The organism is Paenibacillus massiliensis subsp. panacisoli DSM 21345, assembly GCF_000426545.1.
GTDB classification, from domain to species: domain Bacteria; phylum Bacillota; class Bacilli; order Paenibacillales; family Paenibacillaceae; genus Paenibacillus; species Paenibacillus panacisoli.
In genome coordinates, this window is sequence record NZ_AUFO01000017.1 from 114,032 (window position 1) to 126,769 (window position 12,738).

The 12,738-nt window shown below is 49.6% G+C and carries 10 protein-coding genes; 7 read left to right on the forward strand and 3 right to left on the reverse strand.

The genetic code is table 11. The annotated features are described in order from the left end of the window. Positions 1 to 325 precede the first annotated feature (325 nt). From K331_RS0114770 to K331_RS0114780, 3 genes are all read left to right on the forward strand, one after another. The gene (locus tag K331_RS0114770; protein ID WP_028590907.1) at positions 326 to 1,591 is read left to right on the forward strand and encodes a class I SAM-dependent methyltransferase; all 1,266 of its coding nucleotides are present in this window, start codon (positions 326 to 328) and stop codon (positions 1,589 to 1,591) included. A 2-nt stretch (positions 1,592 to 1,593) separates the two neighbouring features. After that, the gene (locus K331_RS0114775; protein WP_028590908.1) at positions 1,594 to 4,194 is read left to right on the forward strand and encodes a metallophosphoesterase; all 2,601 of its coding nucleotides are present in this window, start codon (positions 1,594 to 1,596) and stop codon (positions 4,192 to 4,194) included. Between the two features lie 152 nt (positions 4,195 to 4,346). Next, the gene (locus K331_RS0114780; RefSeq protein ID WP_028590909.1) at positions 4,347 to 4,907 is read left to right on the forward strand and encodes an RNA 2'-phosphotransferase; all 561 of its coding nucleotides are present in this window, start codon (positions 4,347 to 4,349) and stop codon (positions 4,905 to 4,907) included. 295 nt (positions 4,908 to 5,202) lie between these two features. On the opposite strand, the gene K331_RS0114785 is transcribed toward K331_RS0114780, so the two are convergent. Next, positions 5,203 to 5,574 carry a helix-turn-helix domain-containing protein gene (locus tag K331_RS0114785; RefSeq protein WP_028590910.1) on the reverse strand — a complete coding sequence of 124 codons (372 nt, stop codon included), beginning with the start codon at positions 5,572 to 5,574 and terminating at the stop codon, positions 5,203 to 5,205. Between the two features lie 109 nt (positions 5,575 to 5,683). Here K331_RS0114785 and K331_RS0114790 point away from each other — a divergent pair, with 109 nt between their 5' ends. The 4 genes from K331_RS0114790 to K331_RS0114805 all read left to right on the forward strand — a co-directional run bounded on the left by K331_RS0114790 (position 5,684) and on the right by K331_RS0114805 (position 10,567). Further along, positions 5,684 to 6,334 carry a nitroreductase family protein gene (locus K331_RS0114790; protein ID WP_028590911.1) on the forward strand — a complete coding sequence of 217 codons (651 nt, stop codon included), beginning with the start codon at positions 5,684 to 5,686 and terminating at the stop codon, positions 6,332 to 6,334. Between the two features lie 312 nt (positions 6,335 to 6,646). Next, a complete protein-coding gene (locus K331_RS0114795; RefSeq protein WP_028590912.1) occupies positions 6,647 to 8,014 on the forward strand; it encodes an amino acid permease in 1,368 nt (455 codons plus the stop codon). Between the two features lie 539 nt (positions 8,015 to 8,553). Continuing rightward, positions 8,554 to 10,140, forward strand: a complete 1,587-nt coding sequence (locus K331_RS0114800; RefSeq protein WP_028590913.1) for a glycosyltransferase family 39 protein — start codon at positions 8,554 to 8,556, stop codon at positions 10,138 to 10,140. Between the two features lies 1 nt (position 10,141). Continuing rightward, a complete protein-coding gene (locus K331_RS0114805; RefSeq protein ID WP_028590914.1) occupies positions 10,142 to 10,567 on the forward strand; it encodes a hypothetical protein in 426 nt (141 codons plus the stop codon). On the opposite strand, the gene K331_RS0114810 is transcribed toward K331_RS0114805, so the two are convergent. Further along, the gene (locus tag K331_RS0114810; RefSeq protein ID WP_028590915.1) at positions 10,568 to 11,392 is read right to left on the reverse strand and encodes a WYL domain-containing protein; all 825 of its coding nucleotides are present in this window, start codon (positions 11,390 to 11,392) and stop codon (positions 10,568 to 10,570) included. Then, positions 11,379 to 12,689, reverse strand: a complete 1,311-nt coding sequence (locus K331_RS0114815; RefSeq protein ID WP_028590916.1) for a helix-turn-helix transcriptional regulator — start codon at positions 12,687 to 12,689, stop codon at positions 11,379 to 11,381. Before K331_RS0114815 ends, K331_RS0114810 begins: the two co-directional genes overlap by 14 nt. Positions 12,690 to 12,738: the final 49 nt, after the last annotated feature.

Here is a 12,738-nt window from a genome sequence, read left to right on the forward strand (position 1 = left end):
GCGGAAAGCGGGGAAGCCCTAGAGAAACGGAGTGGCCGCCTTTAAGCTTGCTGTTCATCTGCTAGTTATCATCGTTCAAAAGAACAGCAAGCTTAACAGAGGTCGACAGGGCTCCCCGCTTGCAGCGGCTCTACACTCATATTTGATCGGGTCAAGGTACTATAAGTTTTCGTAATACTTTTACCCTGTTCCGCAGGGGGACGTGTAAGTAGAATAAAGGCAATACAATCACCAAGATTAACATCATCAGGCAGGCAGCAGCGAAGCTCCCTCCAGTGGAGCGACAGCACAGCTAACCTTACGAATAGGATGGGAGAAATTCAAGATGGCCATTATTCAAGTGACATCCACCAATCCGCAGTTCTCATTTTTGATCAAGAAAAATCCGAACTCCGGCATGCTACTGCGCTCGGTTCGCAAGGGCATAGCCTATGGCTGGTACACAGATGCACAGACATTCAATGTATATTTCAAGGATGCAGACAATGAAATCTCATATAAGCAGCATGAGCAGGAGAGCTTCGAATACTTGAATGTATCCCGCTATAACACGCCATTATTTCCGCTCAATGCGATTAGCGAGTTCTTCTCGGCACCGCTTAAGGTACAAGGCGAAGCTGATACGGAGGGCTACGAGCATACCTTTCACATCAATATGATTCATGTTGAGCTGGAGCGCTATATTCACTTTTTCGAGAAGCATTTGTCGGATTTCACCTTCGAGCTCACACATCTCGCGCACAAAAGCTACTCCTTGACCGTAAAGACCAAGAAGAGCATGTATGAGTTGCTACATACCGTCAGTGTCTTGTGCTTGTTCCTGTCTATATTCGGCAAGGAATTTATAGATATCTCGGATAGCATACTCAGTAAATATATCAAGAGCATTCACGTCATGGATGCACCCTTCTATATTCGCAGTCTGTTCGTACGCAACTTCTTATCTTCTCGGGATCGTTTTCGGAGGTACAAGGCTGAGCTGGAACGAACAGACAAGTATGATATTCAATTCGCCTATGGGGGTACTGGGCTTCAACGCAGGCAATATATCGGGAATGTGCTGCCCTTCGATAAGGCGATTGTGGACGTAGGTTGTGGGGAGGGTTTCTACGCGCTGAGCTTTGCCGGGAAGATCGAGGACAGCTACTATGCCATCGACATCAATGAAGAGCTACTCGAAAAGGTGAAGCGTAAAGCAGAGGCTCGTGAACTAGAGAATATCGTGACCAGCAGCTCGATCGACCAGTTTCTGGAGAACTATAGCGGAGAGCGGGTCGATGTCATCCTCACGGAGGTGATTGAGCATATGAGTCTGGAGGAGGCGGAGCAGCTGATCCGTCAGATCTGTGCCCAAGTGGACTTCGACCGCTTCATTATTACGACGCCCAATGCGGACTTTAATCGGTACTATGAGCTAAGCAGTTTCCGGCACGATGATCACAAGTGGGAGCTGGGAGAGACGGCCTTCCGTCAATGGATGATTGGCATCATTGGTAATCTCGATGTTCAAGGTGAGTTTGTTGCGATCGGGGACTGCGTTAATCAGATTACAACGACACAAGGTGTCATACTTCAGAGAAAGGAGGCCTGATGATGGAAATTCGTACAAAGATGCACACCATCTTCATGCTCATCGGCTCTACCGAATGCGGCAAGACGACCTTTGCCAAGGAGGTGCTGATTCCGGGGCTGCGCTTCGCGGATGCTGATCGAAATATTCGGGCCAACATTCAATATCTGTCCTCGGACCAGATTCGGCAAGAGATCCTGGGCTATGACTACGACAAGTATGATCAAGTGATGCTGGAGGCAAGTGAGCAGGCCTTCCAGTTGCTATTCGAGCGGCTGAAGCTGGCGACGTCTTTTCCGATCAATGCCGAGTTCGCAATCGTGGACACGACAGGGCTGTCGGAGGATTTTCGGGCCAAGGTCAAGGAGATCGCTCACCAGAATAACTACAATCTTGAAGTCATCGTGTTCGATTATCGTCAGCGAAGCGATTATTACGCGTCCGAGCGCTCCAAGCGATTGATTACCAACCATATGAATCGGCTGAGAAGAGAGGTCCTCGGTTCATTGGGCCGGGAGAAATACGGCAAAATCCATCGAGTGCGGGCAAAGGATTTCTATCTGATGGAGGAAGGCAGGGCGAATCCTGAGTATACCTTTGTTATTGAGGATATGGAGCAGTATCTGGCGACCGTGCTGCCGCAGGAGCAGAAGTACATTATCATAGGAGACGTCCATGAGTGCGTGGATGACCTGAAGGGACTACTACTGGATTACGGATATAAGTTTAATGTAGGCGAGCTTGAGGGAGGCAAGCTGGTAGTACCAGAGTCACTGAAAGACACGAAGCTGGTGCTGGTAGGGGACTGGATCGATAAAGGAAAACGCACGAAGGAGATCATTGAGTTCCTGTACGAAAATCGTGAGCACTTCTATCTGGTGCTTGGCAACCATGAGAACTTCGTGGATAAGTACATTCGGGGTGAAGTGCAGGGAGTGGATCAGGAGCTGATCCATTCGTATTTTGAATCCACTCAAGTGCTGCTTAAGGATGCTGAGCTGTTGGCCAAATTTCAGTATCTGGTATCCATGTCGAAGCCGTTCTATCGTTACGTGGGTTCGGGTGGACCTTCCTTCTATGTGACGCATGCGCCTTGTCGCAACAAGTATATAGGAAAGCTGGATGCGAATTCGGTCCGGCATCAGCGGAATTTCCGTATAGACCGGGAGGAGCCGCTGGAGGGGCAGCTCGCCTTTTTGCAGGAGGAAGCCGTCAAGAACCACCCGTACCATGTATTCGGACATATCGCCGCCAAGCGTAGCTTCCGTATCCGCAATAAGCTGCATATCGACACAGGTAGTGTACATGGCAATCTGCTGAGCTCGGTCAGCATCTCGTTCAGACCGTTTCTGAAGTCCAGGAAGGCCAGTCAAGCCGTGATCCCTAAGGAGCTGCCGGTAGTATTTCAGGAGGAGCGTAAGGTATCGGTACAGGATTTGGGTGAAGAAGAGCTTCGTCGCCTTCGGTATAGCTCACGCCATAAGATCAACTACATCTCAGGTACGATGTCCCCGGCAGACAAGAATGAAGAGACGAATGAGCTGGAATCCTTGCAGCGTGGCCTGGAGTATTTCAGGCAGCGTGAAGTTCAGCAGGTGGTATTGCAGCCCAAATACATGGGGTCGAGATGTAACGTCTACTTGTACCGGGACAAGGAGCAGTGCTTCGCCGTTAGCCGTAACGGCTATAAGGTGAATTATGCAGGGATGTCCGATATTTATGACCAGCTACTGTTGAAATTCGGCGGATATATGCAGGAGCAAGCTGTTGACATGCTGCTGCTGGACGGCGAGCTGCTGCCGTGGAGTGCTCTTGGTGAGGGGCTGATTAACAGACAGTTCAAGCCGATTGAGGCTGCGCTAGGGACAGAGCTGTCGTTCCTGCAGCAGAATGGCTTCGAGGAAGCCTGTCATAAGCTGATTGCCGAATATGAAGCGAGCAGCTTCGAGCAGGATCAATATCACAGCTCCAAGGCAGCGTTAAGTGACAAATACGGAGCAAACGTATACCAGAACTACAAGTACGTTCACCAGATAAAGGAGAACTATGTACCGTTATCCACCCATGAGGAAGCCTATCGGACCTACAGCAAACAACTGGAGCTGTATGCGCAGGATACGGAATCCGAGTATAAGCCATTCGCACTGCTGAAGCTGATCTATACGGATGGCGGAGAAGAAGTGCCAAGCTGGAGCACTAGTGAAATGTACCGCTTCCTGTCGGACGATGAGTCACTACTGCTAGATCTCAGCTCACCAGCGGCGCTGGAGGAAGCAGAGCAGTATTTTGCCAAGCTGACCATGGAGAAGCATATGGAAGGTGTCGTCATCAAGCCAGAGCAATGGAACGGAAGGACTGTGCCATACATGAAGGTACGGAATCCAGAGTACCTGTCCATCATTTACGGCTATGATTATAGGTTCCCTCACAAATACCGCAAGCTGCTGAAGCAAAAAAATGTAGCGCAAAAGCAGCGCTCTTCCCTGCAGGAGTATCAGCTCGGGCTGAAGTTGCTGGAGGTGCCGCTAGCCGATATTACACCAGAGCATGAAGCCTACCGGAATATTGCTGCCAATCTGCTCTTCGAGGTGGCTCAAGAACGGGAGATCGATCCACGCTTGTAGGGGATGCGTGATGCTGGGATAATAGAAGAAGCTAGAATAATAGAAGAAGCTGGAATAATAGAGCATAGAATAAGTATTGGGGAAGCGTGCCATGTGCTGCTGCTCTCCAATACTTTAATGATAGTGAAGATCCACCAATAGGAAGTGATATTATGCTAGATCAAGCGAAGGAAAAAAGCTTAAGCAAACTGATGAGCTTGCTGCTACGACATAAGCCAGAGGAGTTCGGCGTAGTCCTTGACCCGGAGGATGGCTCGTGCCCGATCAAGGTGTTGCTGGGCGCGATCCAGACTCAGCGTGGATGGTCATGGGTCCGTCAGGAGGATATCGAGCAGGTCGTGCGCAATTCTGACAAGCAACGCTTCGAGATTGTAGAAGACCGAATCCGGGCCAGATATGGCCATAGTCATGACAAAGTCCGTTATGAAGCGACTCAGCCCCCGGCGGTGCTGTACCATGGTACGAACCAGAAGGCCCTTCCTTCTATTCATAAGGAGGGACTGAAGCCGATGGGACGTCAATATGTGCACTTGTCCGAAGGGACTCACTTTGCGACACTGGCCGGGAAGCGCAGGGGAGAGCTGGTAATTTTGCGAGTGGATACGCAGTGTGCGCAAGAGAGCGGAGTCTCCTTTTATTATGCTGGCAATGAGGTATGGTTAGCTGATCGGATACCACCACAGTGCTGCACTTTCTGGCATGAGGGGGAATAGCCATAACCTGCCTAGAGTGTAGCCGGCATTGCTCTGTAGTATCTCACACCGCAGCAAGTTACTTGGCAGCAATCAACAGCATGAAGCAACGCTCACGGCAAGCAGGCGGCAAGCAGTACCAAGATGTTGGGCGAAAATACAGGATTAGATTGAACCTTAAAGTTAGCAGCGGTAGACCCAGACTTGATCACTTAGTCTGGTCTACCGCTGTTGTTATTCATGAGTAACGTCCCCCGTTCGTTGAAGCTGAAGCATATCATTGTACTCCGTGTAATGCAGAATGATAAGTATTCATTCATATTTTCCCAAACCCTTTTTCGCAAGTAACGTTCGCACTGAGAATGTCATACAGGTTTTGCTTTGAGACATTTAATTGCTGTTGAGTAGCTTCAATTTCGGCAATTTTTAATTGTATCAGGCTTACTTGCTCATCCTTGGACATCCCGTTTTTCGAGATCATGGATTTGATTTCCTGAATCGAAAAGCCAACGGCCAAACATTGTTTAACAACATTCAGATGATGAATGATGTCTGACGAATAAATCCGATAATTATTTTGATCCCTCAATACATATTCATCCGTGATAATGCCTATTTGCTCATAGTAACGGATCGTTGAAATCGGGAGATCAATACTTTTGGCTACTTCACTGATCTTAATGACCATCACCCCGTTTTTTAGCGCTTGCTATAAAGCATACTTTATAGTTTACCCTCTTACTAGTAATCATAAGAAACATCATTTCCAAACTCAACCGAAAAGGAGAGAAACCTGCATGAGCAACCTTACAGGCAACTACCACAAAACAAACAACTTCAACAAAATTGTACTGGAACGTCGTTCCGTTAAAGTGTACGATCCCGAAGTGAAAATCAGTCGGGAGGAAATGACCGAAATTCTGGCGGAAGCTTCCCGCGCTCCATCTGCTATTAATATGCAACCCTGGCGTTTCCTTGTAATCGATAGCGCCGAAGGTAAAGAAAAACTAGCGCCACTGGCTTCCTTCAATCAGACACAAGTTATGACATCTTCGGCTGTTATTGCGGTGTTTTACGACGCTAACAATGTTGAATACATGGACGAAATTTTTAATAAAGCAGTAGAACTCGGCTACATGCCGCAGGACATCAAGGATATGCAATTGCAGCAGGCAAGGCCGTATTATGCAAGTCTGACTGCATCCGCCTTGCGCGACATTAACATGCTGGACTCTGGTCTTGTTTCGATGCAGCTGATGCTTGTAGCTCGCGCCCACGGCTACGATACCAACCCTATGGCGGGGTATGACAAGGATCGAATCGCGGAGGTCTTCGGCCTGGACGCGGAGCGATTCCAGCCGGTCATGCTGCTCTCGATTGGCAAAGCGAGCAAAGAGGGCTATCCATCCTACCGATTACCTGTAGAGACAATTACCACTTGGGCATGATTGGACTTTTGGAAGATTAGACATAGAGCAAAATCGGATATAAGTGAGTACAAAGGAGCACAAGCAACGATCCATGGTGATCATGCTTGTGTTCTATTTATGTTGGGGATTTTTAGACTATACGTATATGTTCGTGGCGGTTGCTAATCTTATACAAGAGCAAGATTCGAATCAGCGAAAAATATTCCGCATAATGTTACATTGTATATTGTATTTCTTGTCATATTGGCGTAAAATTTGGCGAAGCAATTCTGCATTGCGTTAACGCGGGACTGCTAATAGAAGGATGGACATTAGAAAAGGGGAATTCGTTTGGAAACGAAAGAATTAAAGAGAGGATTAAAGCCCAGGCACATTGAGCTGATTGCCCTGGGAGGCACAATTGGAGTTGGACTGTTCATGGGCTCGGCAAGCGCGATCCAATGGGCAGGCCCATCCGTATTGCTGGCTTATATGCTGGCAGGGATTATTATTTTCTTCGTGATGCGAATTATGGGAGAAATGCTCATACAAGAGCCAGTCACAGGCTCCTTCGCCACCTTCGCACATAAGTATATTGGGCCACTGGCCGGGTTCCTGACAGCCTGGAGCTACTGGTTCCTGTGGGTGACCGTGGGGATGGCCGAAGTGACGGCTATCGGTATCTATTTCGGCTACTGGTATCCGGATATTCCGCAATGGATTCCAGCGCTGGTGGGTGTGTTGATCATTGCAGCAGCCAATCTGGCTGCGGTGAAGCTATATGGCGAGTTCGAATTTTGGTTCGCGCTCATCAAGATTGTAGCGATCGTGTTCATGATCGTCATCGGAACGGGTCTGATCTTCTTCGGCTTAGGCAATGGCTGGCAGCCCATCGGTCTGTCGAATCTGTACAGTCATGGCGGGTTCTTCCCAGGTGGGCTTAAAGGCTTCCTGTTCGCGCTCTGTCTGGTGACAGCAGCCTATCAGGGAGTTGAGATGGTCGGAATCACGGCAGGTGAGGCCGAAAATCCTAAATATACACTGCGTAAAGCAATCAAGAATATCGTCTGGCGCATTCTGATTTTCTATGTAGGTGCCGTCTTCGTTATGGTGACGCTGTACCCGTGGAATGAAGTTGGTCAGACAGGAAGCCCGTTCGTACTGACCTTTGCCAAGGTCGGAATTCTGGCAGCCGCGGGAATTATCAACTTTGTAGTGCTGACAGCAGCGATGTCTGGCTGTAACAGCGGTATCTACAGTGCTGGACGTATGCTGTATACGCTCGCGGGTAATGGACAAGCTCCAGGCTTTTTCGGAAAGCTGTCCAAGGGCGGAGTACCACGCAACAGTATCATTGTGACACTATCCCTGCTGTTGATCGGGGTACTGCTGAACTACCTGATCCCAGACTCCAAGCTGTTCCTTTATATTTATAGTGCAAGTGTCTTGCCGGGTATGATGCCATGGTTCGCCCTGGCGATCAGCCAGTTCAAATTCCGTAAGCAGTGGGGCAAGGAGCTGGCGGACCATAATTTCAAGTCTAAATGGTTCCCGGTCAGCAACTACATCATTATCATCTTCCTGGTGCTGGTCATTATCGGGATGTGCTTCAACCCGGATACACGAATCTCGCTCATCGTGGGTGCTTCGTTCATGGCGCTTGTGGTCATTGCTTATTATGTCTTTGGTATTGGAAAGCGGGATCAGAGCAATTCCTGATACTCTGACTAGGTCAATGTGCGTGTAAAGCCGCTGCAAGCGGGGAGCCCTGTCGACTGCTGTTAAGCTTGCTGTTCTTTTGAATAAGGATTGTAAGCAGATGATCAGCGAGCTTAAAGGCAGACACTTCGTTTCTCTAGGGCTTTCCCGCTTTCCGCTAACTACTGTGATCTCCAAATCATTCGATATGAAATCAGATGCCGTCAATGTACTGGACATGTTCAGGCATAGATCATCAAAAATTCTAGAATGACTAATCAGACGGCCAAGGTGATACAATTCAGATGACCAAAATTTGCAATCGTGTAGTTAGTTGAAGATGTGATTCAAATCGTAATTCGAGTCGTGATTCTCCAAGGTGGAGAGTCACGGCTTTTTTTGCTAGAAGAGCTGCAATATGCCTTAAGCCTGGATTCAGCTAGTTTTAAGCTGGGGCTCGTATAATCATAGCGAATTCATTCCGATGGAGGTGTGCGTGCATTGCGAATTCTTTTGTACGTACATTGTGCATTCCATGGTAGGAAAGAGGTGTCAACGGTTTGTTCAAGCTCATTCCTAAGCTGTTATATATGATCCTGGTCTGTTTTATGGGATTGTTCGTGGTAGCCTCTCTGTTCGTCAGAGCGGAATATAATTATGCTGCATACGGAGATAATCCCATTTTGCAAGGGCAGCGTCTGTGGATATATATTCCGTTGGTCTTGCTGCTGCTCGTTGCGGGTGTCTTGTTGTATCAGGCAGCGCAAAGGCTGAGCCGCTATCGTCCGCAGGTGGTCATCCCGAGTATTCTGCTCAGTGCCTTAATCATGCAGGTGGCGCTCATATTCCTGTTCCCGCGCCTGCCTACGGATGATTCACAGACGGTGGTATCTCTGGCGCTGGACATGCTCTATGACCATGACTATTCTACGTTTGATCCTGGCGGGTATTTGCACATGTTTCCCTTTAACTTCTCGATGGTGGTATATATCAAGACCTTGCTGTTCTGGTTCACTGATAACTATCTCATTCTGAAAAGCTTTAATATCCTCTTCTCCCTTATCACAACACTGATGATCTACCTGATCTACAGGGAGCTATATGGTAAGGCGGATGAACGGGATTATGGTATATTGCTGCTGGCGGCCTGCTATCTTCCTTCCTTACTGATGAACAATCTGATCTATAATGATGTCATTGCGACTGCATGTCTGACCTCGGGGCTATATGCCCTGATCCGTTATCTGAAGCAGGCATCGTGGACTGCAATTCTATTCGCTTCTGTACTGTTCGCTCTTGGTAACTATTTTCGAGGCAGCGGAGTAATCTTTCTTATCGCTGCGCTGCTGACGATAGGCATGAAGCTACGCGTACTTGGCTGGAGGAAGGGGCTCATGGCTATTGTGCTGCTGGTCGGGATCTTCAACGTGCCGGGCTGGATGCAAAATGCGGCGCTCCAGGCTACGGGTGTAGTGGATGAGCCAGTGGGCAGCAATGCGGCGCCAGTCTCGATGTGGCTGCATATGGGAATCAATCTGGAGCGCTTCGGATTCTGGGATAATATGCAGAGCTATAGCATCTACCAGCGTGAGGTGGGCTACGATAAGGCCGTCAGTGCGGAGCTGTTCAAGGAAGGGATTGCCGAGAAGCTCGCTGTGGCTAGTCCGGGTGAACTGATAAGCATGTATTTCAAGAAAATCGTATGGACCTGGACGGAGGGAACCTACCAGATCGACCGTTACGGGATTGGCAATGATGATAATAATAGTGGATGGGGTCGTGGCCGCGTCTCGATCGTGGGTGGCTACAGCTACTCTACCTTCGCAACGAAGTGGTTCGCCGGGGATTCATGGCCGCGCAGAATGCTGCTCTGGTGCCTATATACGATGAACATGCTGATGTATGGCTTTATTTTGGTGCGTCTGATCGGCAGCATTCGCTCCAAGCGCTATGAAGAGGTATCGCTGGTGCTAGTGCTGTTAGGCTTCATTGGATTCTATATTCTGTGGGAGATCAAATCCCGATATCTATATCCGATCTATCCGCTACTATTAGTGATATCGTATATGGGTTTCAAAGATGTGTACAAGCTGCTTCGTGCCAGAAAGCTTGACCACGGCCGATTGTTCTTGGGAAAGGGGGAGTAAGATGAGTGGACTGACTCGTATAGCTTATGTATGTGCACTGAGCGTGAGCTGCGTAGTGCTGTTGGTATCTTGCGAGGCTGTTACGGCCCAGCAGATCACTTATCCCTTGGTTCATGAGGGGCCAGGGACGGGATTTCCCGGAGGTGGAAGGCCTGGCAAGGATGCAGGGGGAGGGCAGCAGTGGCGTGGGTCTGGGCTGAGTGACGGTCTAGAGATGAATCCTTCACCTGGCCAGAGTCACTCACCGGATCAGAGCCACCCGCCAGAAATGTACAATCCATTGCCGATGAATAGTCCACAGATTGAAGATGAGATGCCGAAGGTGCCCGGGCTGCCAAATTCAAGCGGTAGCAGACAAATGAATGAGGGCGGTAGTGAGGGTAGCATAAGTGATGGTTCCAGCAGCCGTAACCGTACTAATCGTTAATTAGGAGCTCAGCTCCTCCTCTGGCGAAGCTTGCTGATAACGCTCCAGTGCCTTCGTCGAGGCCTCCAGCATGCGCCGTTTCAGGTAATCTCCGTTGATGACCCGCACTCGCTTGCCGAGAAAGCGAATCTTGGAGAGCAGGTATTCGGCCTCGTCACCTGGATGGGTGATATGAACCCTATAGGTGTCCTGCTCTGCATCATAATGAACGTCCTTCTCGAAGCTGGAGAACGCATGCAAGATGCGGGATAGCTCCTCGTTGTACATCGGGACAACCTCAATCACGGCTTCCCGCTGCCGTGCTGCCTGACGGCGTGTGATGGACTCCAGCATGCCAGCAACAGCATCAGCCTCTACGGACTCTTCCTCCAGCTGCAGAATATTGCGTAGCGGCGTACTCATTAAGGACCGGTGTCGCATCCGGTACCACAGCACATACCACTCCCGCTTCACCATGGAGTACTCCAGCTTATAAGGCAAGCCCCATTGGTCTGGAGTCACCTGACCGCCCTTGAGTCGGCAGCGGATACGCATGGCCGTTCTGTTCGCAATCATTCGGCGCAGCGGACGCAGAAGCGGATGGTAGACATGCTTCTCCTTGCTGCCAGCCTTCTGGATGAGATGCTCCTCAACATCCATAGGCTGATCTGATTCCAGTATGCGGTGCAGCTTGGCTAGAGTCTCCTCTGTAAATGCCTCAGAGGCTGCCGGATGCGCGAGCATCGTCTTCAGCCACGAGCGTTCATGTGACGTCACCATAAAGGTACCGGAATCCTCCAGCCGCGTGAGGAGCTGATAATTGAAGATTTTCTCAAACAGATTCATAGTAGGACTGGATCTCCTTCCATTCGTCGATCAGTTCTTGTCGGAACCGAAAAGGCTCAAGCACCTCACAGCTGGAGCCGAAGCTGCGAATCCACGGCTTGATCTCAGTGGTTCCGTTCACTTGAATTTCATAGACGAAGGCTTGCTCATCCTCCGCTATGATCTCACCCCATTGCCCCTGCAGCAGTACCCGCTCCTTGACGAAGTTATATTCCCCGAACCCGGGATTATAGAAGCGTACCCTTACCGTCACCGGCCGCCCTGTATCGATCAGCCAGCTATACCGCATCTTCTCGGTAAGCTCCTCGGATTTGGCAGCGAACCATTCCTCTGGAACTGCCTCGTCCTCCTCCAATTGGGTAATCCCCTCCATTCGGAATTTACGGACGCCCTTATGACCATGAGCAAGCAGATACCAGCGGCCGTATTGATGGTCGTAGACGATCTTCAAGGGTAGAGCGGTATTCTTGAGCCCTTCCTGGTCCTTCTCGAACAGCGGATTGGTATTTCTGGAGGCATAGCTCTTGTCAGACTTGGGTGAGAAATAGATGAATCGGACCTTGCGTCGTAGACGCATAGCATGTAGCAGATTGAACAGATGTGCTTCATCCAGAATTCTGGAGTAATAATGATATTTATATATAAAATGCTCCAGTCTTGCTTCATCGTCATCCTGACGCCGGATATGCTTCTTGAGTCCATCACGCAGCAGATACCCTTGAACGGAAGGGACCTGTGTGTTCGCCATGACATCTACGAAGTCATAGAGATCGAGGAGTTCATCCTCAGACAGGCTGCGCACCAGCTCATTATCTATGCAGTAGCGGTAAGGCCGGGGGCCGGGTTCACGGCGAATGACGCCTACCTTCTCCAGATATTTGAGATCGGAACGAATCGTCTTCTCGTCCGGTAGGGGCATATCCGTCGGCAGACTGGCACAGCAGATGTCCAGCAGCTCCATGGCGGTCCGGGCCTGCTCATTCATGGCTGCAAGCAGCAAGGATATTCGGTGACTCTCTGATTCACGAACCGACTTGGCACGGAACAGGAAGAGCAGCAGCGGGTCTGAGGACTCGTAATTGCTATACCTGACGGCTTCGGCCAGCTCCACACCATGGTCCTGCGAGGCTCCGGGGTGTAGCGAGCCAACGATATCCTTGATCCGGCGGATGGTCTTGTCAAAGGTATGTACCGAAATGCCCAGTCGATCTGCGAACTGCTGCCGATTGAAGGCCCCGCTGGTCAGCACGAGCATGCGTAGATACTGAATTTCCTTATCGAAGCTTTCCTTGGCCATGCCATTTCCTCCGTTCGTCTCAGGTGCTTATCTTTACATTGTAACAGGA

What these genes read in the sequence shown, in the direction of transcription:
- K331_RS0114815 (WP_028590916.1), bottom strand. Translation starts at nt 12,689, where the DNA reads ATGGCCAAGGAAAGCTTCGATAAGGAAATTCAGTATCTACGCATGCTC.
- K331_RS0114805 (WP_028590914.1), top strand. Translation starts at nt 10,142, where the DNA reads ATGAGTGGACTGACTCGTATAGCTTATGTATGTGCACTGAGCGTGAGC.
- K331_RS0114785 (WP_028590910.1), bottom strand. Translation starts at nt 5,574, where the DNA reads ATGGTCATTAAGATCAGTGAAGTAGCCAAAAGTATTGATCTCCCGATT.
- K331_RS0114790 (WP_028590911.1), top strand. Translation starts at nt 5,684, where the DNA reads ATGAGCAACCTTACAGGCAACTACCACAAAACAAACAACTTCAACAAA.
- K331_RS0114780 (WP_028590909.1), top strand. Translation starts at nt 4,347, where the DNA reads ATGCTAGATCAAGCGAAGGAAAAAAGCTTAAGCAAACTGATGAGCTTG.
- K331_RS0114775 (WP_028590908.1), top strand. Translation starts at nt 1,594, where the DNA reads ATGGAAATTCGTACAAAGATGCACACCATCTTCATGCTCATCGGCTCT.
- K331_RS0114810 (WP_028590915.1), bottom strand. Translation starts at nt 11,392, where the DNA reads ATGAATCTGTTTGAGAAAATCTTCAATTATCAGCTCCTCACGCGGCTG.
- K331_RS0114770 (WP_028590907.1), top strand. Translation starts at nt 326, where the DNA reads ATGGCCATTATTCAAGTGACATCCACCAATCCGCAGTTCTCATTTTTG.